The sequence below is a fragment of the Paenibacillus sp. Paensp38 genome (assembly GCF_059491915.1).
Window position 1 is genome coordinate 845,659 of the sequence record NZ_CP168516.1, and the last position, 16,981, is coordinate 862,639.

Genomic DNA, 16,981 nt, shown 5'->3' on the forward strand with positions numbered 1-16,981 from the left:
TAGGCCGTCTGATCAATTATTCGGTATACTGCGTGTAAACAAATATTATCTTTAGGAAAGTGGGAGGAACAAATTATGCAAACAACTTTTAGAATTACGGATGAAGACGGTATCCATGCACGTCCTGCAACTGCGCTGGTAAATACAGCTAACAAATTCAGCGGTGCTGAATCTTTTGCCGAAGCTAACGGTAAAAAAGTAACTTTGAAATCCATTCTGGGTGTATTGTCTCTGGGTCTGGAACAAGGCGATACTATTAACATTATCTGCGAAGGCGCTGAAGCTGCCGAAGCACTGAAAGCTCTTGAAAATGTAATCGTCAACGAAGGGCTGGGCGAAGTTCATGCTTAAGATTTCTGGGATTGCCGCTTCGGCAGGCATAGCCATTGCCCGGGCGTTTATCTTGGAGCATCCGAATTACGCTGTAGAGAGACGCGCGGTTGGTGATGTTGAAGCTGAAATCGCAAGATTGGATGCGGCTTTGGCACAATCTCAAACCGAATTGGAATCGATTAAGGAGAAAACGCTTAAGGAACTGGGAGAGAAAAAAGCAGAAATTTTTGCATCTCACCTGCTCATTTTGAATGACCCTGAATTGATCGATCCGGTTAAAGCTAAAATCAGAGACGAGCAGCTTAATGCTGACTATGCTTTGAATGAAGTAGCTACACAGTTCATTTCCATGTTTGAAAACATGAAAAGTGCCTATTTGCAAGAACGCGCATCGGACATGCGTGATGTAACCAAGCGGATCCTGAATCACCTGCTTGGTGTTCATTTTGTTAGTCCTGCAGAAATTGCCGAAGAAACGATTGTGCTTGCAGAAGATTTGACACCTTCCGACACAGCTCAGCTGAACCGTGAATTTGTTAAAGGTTTTGCAACGAATATCGGCGGACGTACTTCGCATTCGGCTATTATGGCTCGCTCACTTGAAATTCCTGCAGTTGTGGGAACGAAAAATATATTGTCTCAAGCTAAAAGCGGCGATTTGATTATCGTTGATGGTTTGGATGGTCACGTATTCGTGAACCCTACCGAAGAGATTGTTGCAGAATACCGTGCTAAACAAGTGGCATACGACAAGCAACGCGAAGAGTGGCGCAAGCTGCGCGGCGAAGCTACGGTTTCTGTCGATGGTGTCCATGTCGAACTGGCAGCCAATATTGGTACGCCTAATGATGTAGCTGGTGTCCTGGACAACGGTGGTGAAGGCGTTGGCTTGTACCGTACGGAGTTCTTGTACATGGGACGCGATAAGCTTCCATCCGAAGAAGTACAGTATACAGCGTACAAAACTGTTCTGGAAAGAATGGAAGGTAAACCGGTTGTAGTCCGTACTTTGGATATCGGTGGTGACAAAGAACTTCCTTATCTGGACCTGCCGAAAGAAATGAATCCGTTCCTCGGATTCCGTGCTATTCGCCTGTGTCTGGATCGCCAGGATATTTTCCGCACTCAATTGCGTGCTTTGTTGCGTGCGAGTGTGCATGGTAACTTGCGCATCATGTTCCCAATGATTGCTACGCTGAACGAATTCCGTGAAGCTAAAGCTGTTTTGTTGGAAGAAAAGGAAAAATTGGTAGCTGAGGGTGTATCCGTATCCGAAGAAATTCAACTGGGCATCATGGTAGAAATTCCTTCTACAGCGGTATTGGCTGACCAATTCGCAAAAGAAGTAGATTTCTTCAGTATCGGTACAAACGATCTGATTCAATACACAATGGCAGCGGATCGCATGAACGAGCGGGTTTCTTACCTGTATCAACCATACAATCCATCCATTCTGCGTCTGGTGAAAATGGTTATTGATGCCGCTCACCGTGAAGGACGTTGGGTTGGTATGTGTGGCGAAATGGCAGGAGATACAACAGCAATTCCGTTGCTGCTGGGTCTCGGACTTGATGAGTTCAGTATGAGCGCCACTTCCATTCTGCCAGCACGTAGTCAAATTTCCAAGTTGTCCCGTGCGGACATGGAAAAACTGGCTACAAAAGCTCTGGACATGCAAACAGCAGAACAGGTTGTTGAATTGGTTCAAAGCATCGAAGGCTAAGGAAGGGTATTACATTTCAAAGGTTATATCTTTTTCCAACAAAAAATTGCTGTGTACATACAGCAGCCGGTATCTAATTAGATACCGGCTTTTTTGCATCCTTTAAGTAGAATTTGTTTTCAACTGCATGAGCAATTCAGTACAGGTTTGCGGGCTGCAGTAGTTTCGTCCAATCGTGTGACTGGAGTAGTATATGGTGCATTGAGCACCAGCTCAGGGTTCTCTTCTGCTTCCCGCGCAATATGAATCATAGTGTCGACAAAAGCATCAAGTGTTTCCTTACTTTCTGTTTCCGTGGGCTCGATCATGATGCACTCCTCTACATTCAGCGGGAAGTAAATTGTAGGTGGATGGTAGCCGAAATCAAGCAGACGTTTGGCTACATCAAGCGTGCGCACTCCAAATTTTTTCAAGCCTCGCCCTGACATCACGAATTCGTGTTTGCAATGTCCAGGGTAGGGCAGATCAAAATATGGAGCGAGCCGATGCATCATATAATTGGCATTGAGTACAGCACATTCCGATACACGCTTTAAGCCATCAGGACCGTAGCTACGGATATAGGCATAGGCACGGACGAGAATACCGAAGTTCCCGTAAAAGGCTTTAACCCGTCCAATAGAATCTCCCTGTTCCCGGTCCCAGTGGTACACCCCCTGTGGATCCCGTGCGACAAGCGGCTTGGGCAAATAAGGGATGAGCCGTTGCTTTACGCCGACAGGCCCAGCGCCGGGGCCACCGCCACCATGCGGGGTACTCATCGTTTTGTGCAAATTGAGATGCACTACATCGAAGCCCATATCTCCGGGACGGGTAATCCCCATGATGGCGTTGGAGTTCGCCCCGTCATAGTAGAGCAGACCACCCGCGTCATGCACGATGGCAGCAATGTCAGTGATTTGCTTCTCGAACAGCCCAAGCGTGTTCGGGTTGGTCAGCATGAGCGCAGCAGTGTCGTTGCCTACGGCTTGACGCAGCGCATCCAGATCCACTAGCCCCTCAGGGGTGGAAGGAAGGGTGACTGTTTCGAAGCCTGCGACGGTTGCACTGGCGGGGTTCGTTCCGTGCGACGAATCCGGCACGAGCACCTTGGTACGTCGCTCACTACGTGCTTCGTGGTATGAGCGAATCATCATCAGCCCGGTCCATTCGCCATGGGCGCCCGCGGCGGGCTGAAGCGTGACGGCATCCATGCCAGTTAACGCAGCCAAATCATTTTGGAGCGTATGCAGCAACTCCATGGCACCCTGGATGCTCTCCTCGGGCTGATATGGATGGATTTTGGCGAAGCCTGTATATCGGGCGACATCCTCATTCACCTTCGGATTGTATTTCATCGTACAGGAGCCGAGCGGATAAAATCCATTGTCCACGCCAAAATTGCGCCGGGACAAGGCGGTATAATGCCGAATAACGTCTACTTCGGATACCTCGGGTAATGCTGCAGGTTCGCTGCGCAGCGCATAGTCTGGCAAAAGCTCTGCCACCGGGCGACGGGGAACGTCGCACTCGGGAAGGGAATAGGCGATGCGACCCGGACGGCTCAATTCAAAAATGAGCGCTTGATCGTGTTCCTTTAACAGCTCTTGTTTCTGATCCTGTCCGGTATGTGTCATAGCAATCCCCCCAAGGTGTGCACAAATTGGTCAATCTCTTCTTTGGTTCTTTGCTCCGTCACGGCAATCAACATGTGACCAGCAAGTTCCTCATAGTCCCGGCCCAAATCGTAGCCAGCGATAAATCCAGCAGCTAGCAGCTCGGCCTGGAGTCTGCTCATATCTGTACCCTCAGGCAGTCTCAGGGCAAACTCGTTAAAGGTCGGTGCGTTAAACGAGGCAGTTACGCCCTTCAAGCTCAGCAATTGCTCTAAAGCATATCGGCTTTTATGCAAATTTAGCTCGGCTACTTCCTTGATCCCCTGTCTACCCATAACAGACAAGTATACAGATGCAGATAAAGCTAGCAACGCTTGATTGGAACAAATGTTAGAGGTGGCCTTTTCGCGGCGGATATGCTGTTCGCGCGCTTGCAAGGTCAGCACGAAGCCGCGTTTACCATTGCGATCAGTGGTCTGACCCACAATACGGCCGGGGATACGGCGCATATGTGCCTGAGAAACGGCAAAGTATCCACAGGTCGGACCGCCGAGAGAAGAGGAGATGCCAAGTGGCTGCGCGTCTCCTACCACAATATCCGCGCCCTGTTTGCCGGGTGTCTCCAGCAAGCCAAGTGCCAGTGGGTTGGCACTGACGACCAAAAGACCTTTGTGTGCATGGATGAGGTCAGCCATCGGCTGTAGATTTTCCACGGCTCCGAAAAAGTTGGGGCTTTGGACCAAAACAGCCGCGGTCTGTTCCGATACGGCCGCCGCTAACGCATCAGCATCCGTTACACCGTCCGAACAGCCGATCTCCACGATGTCCAAATTCAATCCGCGTGCATAGGTTGCCAATACCTGACGTGCCTCTGGATGGACGGACCTCGATACGATAAGCTGTTTACGGCGGGTAGCTGCGGCGGACAGTGAGCCCGCTTCCGCCAGTGCAGTCGCTCCGTCGTACATGCTGGCATTAGCTACAGCCATGCCCGTCAATTCGCAAATATACGATTGAAACTCGAAAATGGCTTGTAGCTCGCCTTGGCTTACTTCCGGCTGATAGGGGGTGTAGGCTGTATAGAATTCCGAGCGTGAAGTGATGTGCTGGATGACGGACGGAATATGATGATCATAAATTCCTGCGCCAAGAAAGCTGGCATGTGTGTCTGTATTGGCATTGTGTCCGGCCAGCTCGGTCAAGTGACGGGTTAAGGCTTTCTCATCGAGTCGAGAAGAAAGAGGGAGTTCCCCTTGATATCGAATGGCCTCTGGAATGTCACTGAATAAATCATCAATGGATGATACACCGACCACACGCAGCATTTCGGTTTGATCCTGTTCAGTCATAGGGAGATAACGATGCTGCTTCATAGGTTCTGGCTCCTTTCGAAAAGCAAAATTTTAAATCCGTAAATGAGCTAATAAAAAAGTGTGAGATGAAAACCCGGAAATACATATCTGACATGTTTGCTTTATAGAAATAAGGAGAGTTTAAGATCAGCGTGGGCGCTTATAAAAGGGGGCTGCCACCACCTCGGCACGCAGGCGTTTGCCACGAATCTCAACCTCCAGTGGTGTGGAGAGGGCGCTAAAACGACTGTCCACCAAGGCGAGGCCCAGATTACGCTTCAAGGAGGGCGACTGAGTCCCCGTTGTGACCTCACCGATGTGTTGTCCTTCTGCGAATACCGGATAATGGGCGCGTGGGATACCGCGGTCCATCATTTCTAGCCCGATCAATTTACGAGGAACCCCTTGTTCTTTTTGACGCTGAAGTGCTTCTCTACCGATAAAATCTCCTTTATTCAGCTTGACGAAGAAACCCAGACCGGCTTCGAGTGGTGAAATTGTGGCAGATAACTCCTGTCCGTATAGCGGCAACCGAGCCTCAAAGCGTAGTGTATCCCGAGCACCAAGTCCAGCGGGAATCAGCCCATACGACTCACCGGAACGAAGCAAACCCTCCCATACGGCGGGTGCTTCCGCGGCAGGTACGTAAAATTCAAAACCGTCTTCGCCCGTATATCCGGTTCGTGAGACGAGTGCTTTTGCTCCGAACAATGGCACGTTCTCATGAAAGTGGAAAGATGCCAGATTCGTAATATCCGTATCTGCCACGGCTGCGGCAATACGTGCTGCTTCCGGTCCCTGCAATGCCAGCAATGCTATTGCATCAGACACATTCTCCATGTGAACGGATGCAGGCACATGACGAAGTAACCAATCCCAATCCTTATCAATGTTGGAGGCGTTCACAACGAGCATGTAGCGTTCCGGTCCTTTGCAGTAAACAAGCAGGTCGTCTACTACACCTCCATCGGGGTAACACAGGAGTGAATATTGTGCCTGACCTGGTTCCAACTGGCTGACATCATTCGTGGTCACCCTTTGTAGAAAAGCTTCGGCCTCTTTGCCTTCAACCAAAAACTCACCCATATGCGATACATCGAATAAACCCGCACGTTGCCGGACGGCCTCATGCTCCTTTTGAATGCCGCTAAACTGAACGGGGAGCTCCCAGCCTCCAAAGTCAATACAACGAACCCCAGACTGCGTCCCGTAGGATGAATATAGCGGTGTTTTTCGCAAATTAGTCATGTTTCCACTCCTATCCGGTGTAATCGGCTAAACAAAAAAGACAGGCCGAAAAAAACGTATAGACAGCAGTCTATACTCTTTTTTCAGCTCTGTCCTTGATACCAGAAAGTTACCCCGGTATGTACCGGGTTTCCTCTTGGGTGATCCGCTCCAATAGCGAATGCTCTCCAGAGATGCGTCCGGCAGAGGTCCTTTTGCCTGAGAGATTCACCTGCAATGCAGGCTTACTCCTTCGGCGCTACCTTCGGGATCAGCAGTATATTACCTGGCTTTGCAGATAACAACTTGATCCGATTCGCGTGCACAACTGTCTCACAAGCGGCAACAGCTATGCGAATCTTTTTGGCAGTCTCTCCCTCTGCGTTCATCCGCGTTTGCAGTTGTCGGGTGTTTCCCAAAGTATTTGCTATAACCCATTAATACGCAAATTCATTCAAAATGTCAATAAAAATGTCATCAAAAACAATAGAAAAAACATTTAATATATAAATAAGGATATGTAAGCGTTTGTTATAAATTATTATATTTTTATATAGAGCGCTATAGGAGGTAATATGAAGTATTTTTGTTAGTATTATTGACATGAGTGTTCTTATTGTCATAATCTTAACCTGTCTAATACAGGTGAGCAAATGCGATTTTATTCATATGGAAGTGAGGGGAACAGAATGGGTGAAGTGAAGCAGCAACTTTGGTATACAGACGAACATGAGTGGGTTCAGCGGACAGAGAATGGAACGGTGCGGATTGGTATTACAGACTTTGCACAGCACCAACTGGGTGATATTGTTTTTGTAGAATTACCTGAGGCGGGAGTAACGATTGAGCAGGGAGCGGAGATCGGTACGATTGAATCGGTGAAGACGGTATCCGACCTTTTTGCTCCGGTGACGGGAACCATATTAAAAGTGAATGAAGCGCTGGAAGGTACACCTGAGCTAGTGAATGAATCTCCATATGACAAAGGTTGGATGGTAGAAGTAGAGATGGATAAAGATGTGGAGGAATCATTGGGCAAACTACTGTCGGCGGATCAGTATGAGCAGTTGATTTCGGAGTAATAAATAGAGCAATGCAGCATGAAATAATAGCGTGTTATTCGGAATTTTATATTGATTTTTAATTGAATAAGAGCATCGTTAGTTTGCTCGATTTTTGTATAAAATAGTCGCTATGATTTGACGTAGCGGCTATTTTTTTGTCTTTTTTATGAAAACGTAATTACGTGTGTTGTTCTGATATAGTGGGTTGTCCCCATATAGGAATCATACATAATCCAGCGCGGTTTTTCGACTAATTTCTATAGCTACAGGTCATATTAAGAAGAATTATGCAGGTATAATATCTTCCTGGATAATTTAAATTTAAATGTTGTCATCAACGTTCATGACGAAAGTACGTTTTCATTTCGTTGATGAAGATAGCGCTGTCATTTAGTATGAATTTTAAGAAAAGGTAGTGATGCTTACCTACAAGGAGGATTTGAATATGAGTACATTGGACGCAAAGCCAAGTTCAAAAGGAGGCACTCGTGTCGCCGTACAGCGTTTTGGCCGTTTTCTTAGCGGTATGGTTATGCCCAATATGGGAGCCTTTATTGCGTGGGGGTTGATTACGGCACTCTTTATTCCGACCGGATGGTTCCCGAACGAAGGTTTTGCACAGTTGGTTGATCCGATGAAAAATTATTTGTTGCCACTGCTGATTGGTTATACAGGGGGCACGATGATTCACGGACAGCGTGGAGGTGTGATCGGTGCCATCATGACGATGGGTGTCATAGTAGGAGCCGATATCCCGATGTTCCTGGGCGCGATGGTAGCTGGTCCGCTGGCTGCGTGGATATTGAAGAAGTTCGACAAGGCCATTGAAGGCAAAGTCAGATCAGGCTTTGAAATGCTGGTCAATAATTTTTCGGCCGGGATTATCGGTGCCATTCTAGCACTGCTTGCCCATGTGGCGATCGGCCCGGTTGTACAAATGATCAGTCAAGTGTTGTCGGCAGGGGTACAGTTCCTCGTGAACGCGGGGCTATTGCCGCTTGTCAACCTCATTATTGAGCCCGGAAAAGTATTATTTTTAAACAACGCGCTGAATCACGGAGTATTGAGTCCGATTGCGTTGGAGGAAGCTGCAAGAACAGGCAAATCCGTACTGTTCATGCTGGAATCCAACCCTGGGCCGGGGCTTGGTATTTTGCTGGCCTACTGTCTGTTCGGCAAAGGCTCTGCGAAGTCGTCAGCTCCTGGCGCAGTCATCATTCATTTTTTCGGCGGGATTCATGAAATTTATTTCCCTTATATTTTGATGAAGCCGATTCTGATTCTTGCAGCTATAGCTGGCGGTGTTGTGGGAACCTTCTGTTTCATGTTGACAGGTGCCGGACTGGTTGCTGCTCCTTCACCGGGTAGTATCATCGCCTATTTTCTAATGACGCCAAAAGGTGGATATTTGCCAATGCTGAGCGGGGTGATCGCTGCTGCGGTCGTATCCTTTGCTGTTGCAGCAGTGTTACTCAAGACAGGTAAGCAACAAGAAGAGGGGCTGGAGGAAGCTGCATCTCGCCTGAAAGATATGAAAAATCAAAGCAAGAGTGCCAGTGCTAACGCCACTGTAATGGAAGATAACCACGAATCTGATCGTGCTGCCGAGATTGTCGCAGATCGAACGCTCAAGGATAAATCCGAAGTGAACAAGATTGTCTTTTCCTGTGATGCAGGTATGGGTTCAAGCGCGATGGGTGCCTCGATTTTACGCAAAAAAATGAAGCAGGCGGGCGTAGGCGTAACAGTTACGAATACGGCAATCAGTGAAATTCCACAGGATGCGGATATTGTCATTACGCAAAAAACGTTGACAGACCGGGCTAAAACAGTAGTCCCGAATGCTGAACACATTTCCATTGACAATTTTCTGAAGAGTCCTGAATACGAAGCGCTGGTTGAACGTCTGAAATCCGATTCTTAATCCCCGTCATAGTCAGGCGGACTGTATGCAGTGTACGTCTCCTGCTGGAGGGATGAGCTTGGGAAGGAACGGTATGCGCTTATGAATATTACGAAACGACAACGTGACATCGTGGAATATCTTCTGGAGCAGTCCAAAGAGGTTACTGCCGGGGAAATTGCCACGAAGATCAATGTCAGCACAAGGACGGTTCATCGGGAACTGGGCGCAGTCGAGCATTGGCTGGCAACTCATGAGGTGAAGCTGGAGAAAAAGTCAGGGATTGGTATCTGTATAGATGCAGACCCAGCTCAGCTTGTATGCCTGCGAAAGCAATTGCTGTATACGAATCCAGACGAATATTCGGCTGAGGAGAGAAAGATCGTGGTTCTCTGCATGCTGCTGGATACACGGGAGCCGATCAAGCTGCTGGCGCTGGCTTCAGATCTGAAAGTCACGGTAACTACGGTCAGTCATGATCTGGACGAATTACAAGACTGGATCGGAGATCGAGGGCTCGTGCTTGTCCGCAGACGGGGATATGGTGTCGAGATTACCGGACGGGAGATAGACAAAAGACGGGCGATTTCCGAGCTGGCCCTCGAACATTTGGATGAATCTGATCTGTTTTCCAGCCAGGGAGAGGTTCGTTCTGTGACTCGTGTCTCCGACAAATTGCTGGAGATGATTGGCAGAGGGAACTTGCTGATCGTGGAAAAGGCCCTCTGGCAGCCCCATGAAAAGTGGCTGGAAAACATGGTGGAAAGCAAATATATGGAGTTGCTGATTCAGATTTGCGTTTCGCTGGCACGTCTACGACTCGGGTATGTTATGGATCCTCTTCTCTCCTATTTAAAAACAGATTCGGATGAGAATATCATGCTGCGTACAGCTATGGTAGAACGCATATGCACAGAATTGTCAGCGGCGCTGGATATTAACTTTCCGGACCCGGAACGATCTTATTTCAGGCTGCTGTTCCGTGATGCCGAGGATCATTCTACCCGGCTGCTGCCGCTCGATGATCTTGTACTGCTGGAGTCGGTTCATGAGTTGATTCGTCGTGTGGAGGAAGAAACAGGCACGCCATTGGAAGAGGACCGTGTTCTGCGTGAAGGACTGATTGCCCATATGGCTCCGGTATTCAAACGTTTGAAGGAAGGCAAGTCGATTCGTAATCCCCTCCTTCAGCAAATCCGCAAGGATTACAGCAGCTTATTCGACTCAGTGAAAAAGGCTGCGGCGGACATGACAGAAATGAAAGTCCCTGATGAAGAGATCGGATTTCTCGTCATGCATTTCGGCGCTTCGCTGGAGCGGCTGCGACAATTGCGGCGGGAGGTGCGGGCCATCGTAGTCTGCACGAGCGGCATTGGTTCATCCAGACTTCTGGCAACAAGGCTCGCCAAAGAGCTGCCACAGATCAAAATTGTGGATAGGGCCTCATGGTACGAGGCGGCGCGGATCCCCAAGGAGGATTATGATCTGATCATTTCGACAGTAGAGCTACCGCTTGAACCAGATCGCTATCTTAAGATCAGCCCGCTGCTGACGCAGGAGGAGAGTGATCGCCTGCGTCAATTTATCCAGCATATTACACTCAATCATCCTGATGACCATCAGCAGGAACACGTCGTTCAGCCCGGTCAGGACATGGAGTGGCTTACCGGTCTGCGGAAAAGTCTCGATGAAATTGTACACATTGTACAGCAATTTCAAGTGTACCCGCTGGAAAATCAGGAGATGGATATGGCGGCGACCGTAGAGGCTATATGCATGTTGGAGGCGGGGCGGGGGAATGTTACAGAGCCTTCTGCGGTTGCTGCACAACTCATGGAAAGAGAGCGCCAAGGTAGTCAGGTGATCTCTGATACCTCCATTGCTTTAGTTCATACGCGTAGCCACTATATTCGCAAACCTTCGCTTACCTTGTATAAGCTGGCAGAGCCGCTGTTGGCGGATACAGGCGAACAGGTAGAATGCGTGCTGCTCATGTTGGGACCTCGTGAGCTGCCGAGAGAAAGCTTGGAGGTATTGAGCGAGATTAGTGCATTACTCTTGCAGGAAGACATGGTTACGCTACTGGAACACGGTAGCAGGGATCATATTGTCAATTATATATCGAGTGAGCTAGCTGGATTTTTACACAGTAAATTAGGGACAGGGAGGAACCTACCGTGAGTATTATGACGATAGACAAAGTAAAAATGAATGCAACCGCCAAAGACAAATATGAGGCGATTCGTATGGCTGGACAAATCCTGCTGGATGCAGGACATATTTCAAGTGAGTACATTGACAAGATGCTGGAACGCGAGGAGATCGTGTCCACCTATATCGGGAACGGGCTGGCTATTCCACATGGCACCAAGGAATCCAAGACGCTTATTCAATCCACAGGCATCTCCATCGTTCAGTTTCCGCAAGGCGTAGATTTTGGGGAAGAAAAAGCATACATGGTAATCGGCATTGCAGCACAAGGCGGCGATCATATGGAGATTTTGACGAGTATTGCTGTGGTGTGTGCAGAGGAAGAAAACATGGAGAAACTTCGCAACGCGGTGACCCCACAGGAAATTATAGATCTGTTCGAAAGTGAGCTGGAGCTATGAGAGCCGTCCACTTTGGAGCAGGAAATATCGGTCGCGGCTTTATCGGATTGATTCTGTCGCGTGCAGGCTATGAGGTTGTCTTTTCAGATGTCAATGACACCCTTGTATCCGAGTTACGCCGTCGTAAACAATACACCGTAGAGTTAGCCAATGATACAAAGGATACGGAGCTGGTCATGAATGTGACGGCGATTGACGGCAAGGATGCAGCGGCTGTAGCCGATGCGGTAGACCACGCTGATCTGGTAACGACCGCAGTAGGTGTCAGCATCCTCAAGCACATTGCAGCAGGCATTGCGGAGGGCATCAAGCGGCGGGTAGAGCGAGGAGCGAGGCCGCTGCATGTGATTGCCTGTGAAAATGCAATCGGAGGCAGTGCGCAACTGAAAGAGCATGTTTTTGCGCTATTGGATGAGGCGACCCGTGCCAAGGCTGAGGCTTCGGTGTATTTTCCAAATGCTGCCGTAGACCGGATTGTGCCGATCCAGCAACACGAGGACCCGTTACATGTGCAGGTAGAGCCTTTTTATGAGTGGGTGGTGGATCGTTCGCAAATGGCATCTGAGCATGAAGAAATCGAAGGTATCCTGTACGTGCAGGATCTAGAGCCTTACATTGAACGAAAGCTGTTCACGGTAAATACGGGACATTGCGTGGCAGCTTATCTTGGTTATACCGCAGGTTATGCTACCATTCAGGAGGCCATGAAGGATAGCAAGGTGGTGGATTCGATACAAGGGTCACTGGAGGAAACGGGAGCGGTGCTTGTGAAGCGCTTCGGTTTGGATCAAGAGGAGCATAGGAAGTACATCTCTAAAATTTTGGATCGCTTCCGCAACCCTAATCTAATAGACGATGTTACTCGGGTCGGACGTTCACCATTACGCAAGCTGTCTCCCAATGACCGTCTTGTACGTCCCGCGCTCCAAGCGCAGGAGTATGGCATTCCGACGGATCATCTGGCGTTAGGAATGGCTGCTGCCTGTAAATTTGATATTACGGAAGACCCCGAGGCAGTCGAGCTTCAGCAGGTGATCCGCAACGAAGGGCTGGGTGTGGCGCTGACGCGTTATACTTCCATAACCGCAGACCACCCGTTACATCGGCAGATATTGGAGCAATATGATATTATAAATTCATAAAACAACGGATTACTAACATTAAATTTCGATAATCCTCTTGAAGACAAAGCATCCACATCAACACTAGCGTGTTCTGTAGAGATGTGCTTCAAGAGGATTTTTATATGCGTGATTTACATCACATAACAACCTGCTTAAATTGTTTATATTGATAATGATTATCATTATCTATAAAATGAAACCATTACTATTATAACTATTAGGGAGGATTATAGTGAAACCGATCTATATTACCTTAGGGTTTTTATTTTTAGCGCTTGGAGTTATTGGTGTAGTGCTACCGTTGCTACCGACTACACCGTTTCTGCTGCTCGCGACCTTTTTCTTTATGCGGGGGTCCGAAAGGATTCACCAGTGGTTTTCGAATACCTCTCTGTACCAAAAGCATCTAGAGAGTTTTGTTCAAACAAGGTCGTTGAAGCTGTCTACGAAAATCACGACATTGGGCTTAGCGTCAACGATGCTGATTATAGGCTTTATTTTCACCCCTAATGTGTGGGGCAAAACGCTCATCGTCTTGGTCATCCTTTTTAAATATTATTACTTTATATTCCGAATCGGAACAGTGAGAAACGCTGCAGCAAAAATAACACCATCATCTTCACCTGCACCTACTCCAAAAAAAAAGTCTAAAATGGTCGACAGCCGTCTGCTCGGTCTAGTGGAACATTCTCGAAAATATATCGTATGGGGTGTGCTTGTGCAGTGGATCGGTCTTTTGGGGAGTATAGCCGCTGTGTTGTCTATGGCCTTTGTTATGCAGCAGGCATGGGAAGGACAAGTGACTCGCAAGCTGATTCTATCTATGACGGTCATTGTTATTGCTGCTATTGCAGTTCGCTGCCTGAGCAATTATGCAGCCAGTATGTTATCCTATCGTGCTTCGGTAAATGCTAAAAAAACGCTGCGCTCGCAAATTTACAGCAAGTTGCTGAAGATAGGGCCCGCATATACAGATCATACCTCCACCTCGGGGGTTATTCAGGTTGCTGTAGAAGGGGTAGAGCAGCTTGAAACCTATTTCGGTAGATATATGCCTCAGCTATTTTACAGTCTGCTTGCCCCCGTAACGTTATTCATTACCCTCTCTTTTGTCAGCTTCAAAGCAGCCATTATACTATTGATCTGCGTTCCCTTAATTCCAGTGTCGATCATTGTCATTATGAGGATGGCTAAAAAGCTTTTTCGGAAATATTGGGGTAGTTACGTCAATTTGGGCCACAGCTTTTTGGAGAATGTGCAAGGTCTGACTACGCTCAAAATGTACGGAACAGACCAGGATAAACATCAGGAAATGAACACAGCAGCTGAAGATTTTCGCAAAATGACGATGAAAGTGCTGACTATGCAGCTTAACTCCGTGGCCATTATGGATCTTATCGCATTTGGTGGTGCCGCTGCGGGTGTACTGGTCGCGGTAAGCGAATATTCTTCTGGACGAATTGGCTTGGCAGGAGCAATCATCATTGTTTTGCTGTCGGCAGAATTTTTTATTCCTCTGCGTCTTCTGGGTTCTTACTTTCATATCGCCATGAACGGAATGGCTGCAAGTGACAAAATATTCCAAATATTGAGCACAGAGGACCTTATCCAAGGACAAAAAAGCATAGAAACCACAGATATTCGTCTGGAACAGGTGAGTTTCGCCTACGACGAAAGAGATACCTTACGAAATGTATCCATGGATATTCCCCAGGGCAGCTTTGTATCCATTGTTGGGGAATCAGGCTCTGGTAAAAGTACGGTAGCCGGATTGATTGTTGGGCATCACGAGGGGTATCGAGGAAGCCTGACGATTGGAGGAACCGAGCTTACCGATATTTCGGAAGAAAGCCGCATGCGTCATATGACCTGGATCGGTTTTAACAGCTATATTTTTAAAGGCACCGTGGAAGCAAATTTAAAAATGGGCAATGAGCACGCGGATGAGCAACACATGCTGGAAGCTTTGCGACAAGTGAAGCTGTATGATTTTATCCTCTCAGAAGGAGGTCTGGAAGCAGAACTGGAAGAGCAGGGAGCCAATCTGTCAGGAGGACAGCGCCAGAGGCTAGCACTAGCCAGAGCATTGCTACATGATAGTCGTGTCTACATTTTTGACGAGGCCACCTCTAACATTGACAGTGAAAGTGAGGAAGGCATTATGGAGGTTATACATGCGCTGGCAGGTCAAAAAACAGTGATTCTTATCTCTCACAGACTGGAAAACGTAGTCCAATCCGACTGTATCTATGTGCTGCAAAACGGTTTGGTGGCAGAATCCGGGACGCACCATGAGCTGTTGAGCCAGCAGGGGCATTATGCGGAGATGTATCTCAGTCAACACCGGGTAGAGCAGTTTGGAAAAGGAGGGGCTGTATATGCGTAGACACGGATTACGGATCATGGGCCAATTATTGGTACTGGCGGGACCTCTTTTACCTGTGCTGCTCATCACGATTGTTACAGGAGTGCTTGGTTTTGTTTGTGCTATTGGCATTATAGTGTTTGGAGCCCTGGCTCTGCTTACAGCAACGGGCATCACGACAGGCTACACCCTATCGTTTTTGCTGACAACGATCGTGGTTTGCGCCGTACTGCGCGGGGTATTCCGTTATGGCGAGCAAATGAGTGGTCACTATCTCGCTTTCAAGCTGCTGGCTGTACTACGTGACAAGATGCTTCAAGCCCTGCGAAGACTCGCTCCAGCCAAATTGGAAGGCAAGGACAAGGGAAATCTGATCTCACTCATTACAAGTGATATTGAGTTGCTGGAAGTATTTTATGCGCATACGATAGCTCCTGTTATGATTGGCATCATCACCTCACTGCTCATGGTGTTTTTTATCGGTTCTTATGAGCCTCTGCTAGGCTGGCTTGCTGCGCTTGCTTACATAACCGTCGGTTTGTTTATTCCCCTACTTACGACACGTATGGGCAAGCGCCAAGGGATGGAATACCGGAGCAGCTTCGGCCAGCTGAGCAGTTATTTTTTGGACAGCTTACGTGGGATGAAGGAAATTGTGCAATATGGGCAAGGGGAACAACGATTAAATGAGATTAACCGTCGTACGGATCAGTTGGATGCCAAGCAGAAGGACTTAAAGCATCATGAAGGCATCACAAGAGCCATCACAGATGCGGCTGTAGTTGGATTCTCATTCTTGATGCTGCTGGCTGGATTGTACGGTATGTCTAATGGTCAGGTTGACTTTACAGGTATGCTGATTTCTGTCATTGCCCTGTTTAGTTCATTTGGTCCGGTCATCGCACTGAGCAATCTGTCCAACAATTTGCTTCAAACGCTGGCGAGCGGGGAACGAGTGTTGAGTCTATTGGAGGAAACTCCGGAGGTAGAGGAAAATATCGACGGGATGAGTGTCGCCTTTACTGGGGCACGAGTAGACAAGGTGACTTTTTCATACGATGGTCAAACGGTGCTGAATGATGTAAGTCTCATGATACCGCATAAGCGGATTTTAGGCATTCAGGGTAAAAGCGGCTCTGGCAAGTCTACACTGCTGAAGTTGCTGATGCGATTTAGGGACCCGCAGCAAGGTGAAATTTTGCTATCCGGACACGATTTGAAGGAAATTGGAACCCGACATTTGAGAGGCTTACAGAGCTATGTCGACCAGCATACGTTCCTGTTTGATGATTCCATTGCAGCTAATATCAAAATCGGAAAGCCTGATGCTACACATGAGCAGGTGGTGGAAGCAGCACGTAAGGCATCCGTGCACGATTTTATTATGACCTTGCCTCAGGGGTATGACAGCCGAGTTGGAGAATTGGGGGACAGGCTGTCTGGTGGAGAACGTCAACGCTTGGGGCTGGCCAGAGCCTTTGTCCATGATACGCCTCTCTTACTGCTCGACGAGCCTACCAGCAATTTGGACAGCCTGAACGAGGCGATTATTTTAAAATCGTTAAAGGAACAGCAGCAAGATAAAACGATTGTCCTTGTTTCGCACCGAAGTTCTACCATGCGGATTGCTGATGATATTTTTCAAATGGATAATCGAAGACTGTCCTGACTTTTCTAACTATT

Annotated in this window: 12 protein-coding genes and 1 riboswitch; of the genes, 9 read left to right on the forward strand and 3 right to left on the reverse strand. The window is 48.0% G+C overall.

Annotation, left to right across the window (positions count from 1 at the left end):
• Positions 1–75 precede the first annotated feature (75 nt).
• Entirely contained in the window at positions 76–351 is a 276-nt protein-coding gene (locus ACEN8J_RS03810; protein ID WP_013372579.1) for an HPr family phosphocarrier protein, read from the forward strand.
• Positions 344–2,056, forward strand: coding sequence for a phosphoenolpyruvate--protein phosphotransferase (gene ptsP / locus ACEN8J_RS03815; protein WP_029515702.1), 1,713 nt, complete (start codon positions 344–346; stop codon positions 2,054–2,056). The genes ACEN8J_RS03810 and ptsP overlap by 8 nt, the downstream gene beginning before the upstream one ends.
• Before the next feature lie 119 nt (positions 2,057–2,175).
• Here ptsP and gcvPB read toward each other — a convergent pair whose 3' ends face one another.
• The 3 genes from gcvPB to gcvT all read right to left on the reverse strand — a co-directional run bounded on the left by gcvPB (position 2,176) and on the right by gcvT (position 6,251).
• A complete protein-coding gene (gene gcvPB, locus ACEN8J_RS03820) occupies positions 2,176–3,672 on the reverse strand; it encodes an aminomethyl-transferring glycine dehydrogenase subunit GcvPB (RefSeq protein ID WP_029515701.1) in 1,497 nt (498 codons plus the stop codon).
• Complete coding sequence (gene gcvPA, locus ACEN8J_RS03825; protein ID WP_341071151.1) at positions 3,669–5,024, reverse strand: aminomethyl-transferring glycine dehydrogenase subunit GcvPA; 1,356 nt, start codon at positions 5,022–5,024, stop codon at positions 3,669–3,671. The genes gcvPB and gcvPA overlap by 4 nt, the downstream gene beginning before the upstream one ends.
• Before the next feature lie 126 nt (positions 5,025–5,150).
• Complete coding sequence (gene gcvT, locus ACEN8J_RS03830) at positions 5,151–6,251, reverse strand: glycine cleavage system aminomethyltransferase GcvT (protein ID WP_340886200.1); 1,101 nt, start codon at positions 6,249–6,251, stop codon at positions 5,151–5,153.
• A gap of 176 nt (positions 6,252–6,427) precedes the next feature.
• Positions 6,428–6,527: riboswitch (glycine riboswitch) on the reverse strand.
• A gap of 392 nt (positions 6,528–6,919) precedes the next feature.
• Between gcvT and gcvH the strand changes: the two genes are divergently transcribed.
• The 7 genes from gcvH to ACEN8J_RS03865 all read left to right on the forward strand — a co-directional run bounded on the left by gcvH (position 6,920) and on the right by ACEN8J_RS03865 (position 16,967).
• A complete protein-coding gene (gene gcvH / locus ACEN8J_RS03835) occupies positions 6,920–7,312 on the forward strand; it encodes a glycine cleavage system protein GcvH (RefSeq protein WP_069012484.1) in 393 nt (130 codons plus the stop codon).
• Positions 7,313–7,739: 427 nt separating this feature from the next.
• Positions 7,740–9,218, forward strand: a complete 1,479-nt coding sequence (locus ACEN8J_RS03840; protein ID WP_340956525.1) for a PTS mannitol transporter subunit IIBC — start codon at positions 7,740–7,742, stop codon at positions 9,216–9,218.
• 81 nt (positions 9,219–9,299) lie between these two features.
• Entirely contained in the window at positions 9,300–11,378 is a 2,079-nt protein-coding gene (locus ACEN8J_RS03845; RefSeq protein WP_341071150.1) for a BglG family transcription antiterminator, read from the forward strand.
• Positions 11,375–11,809 carry a PTS mannitol transporter subunit IIA gene (locus ACEN8J_RS03850; protein ID WP_165149651.1) on the forward strand — a complete coding sequence of 145 codons (435 nt, stop codon included), beginning with the start codon at positions 11,375–11,377 and terminating at the stop codon, positions 11,807–11,809. Before ACEN8J_RS03845 ends, ACEN8J_RS03850 begins: the two co-directional genes overlap by 4 nt.
• Positions 11,806–12,951: a mannitol-1-phosphate 5-dehydrogenase gene (locus ACEN8J_RS03855; protein ID WP_165149649.1), complete on the forward strand. Its 1,146-nt coding sequence runs from the start codon at positions 11,806–11,808 to the stop codon at positions 12,949–12,951. Before ACEN8J_RS03850 ends, ACEN8J_RS03855 begins: the two co-directional genes overlap by 4 nt.
• A gap of 214 nt (positions 12,952–13,165) precedes the next feature.
• A complete protein-coding gene (locus ACEN8J_RS03860) occupies positions 13,166–15,319 on the forward strand; it encodes a DUF454 family protein (RefSeq protein ID WP_495594243.1) in 2,154 nt (717 codons plus the stop codon).
• Positions 15,312–16,967 (forward strand): amino acid ABC transporter ATP-binding/permease protein, encoded by a 1,656-nt coding sequence (locus ACEN8J_RS03865; protein WP_449292376.1) that lies wholly within the window; start codon positions 15,312–15,314, stop codon positions 16,965–16,967. Before ACEN8J_RS03860 ends, ACEN8J_RS03865 begins: the two co-directional genes overlap by 8 nt.
• Positions 16,968–16,981 lie beyond the last annotated feature (14 nt).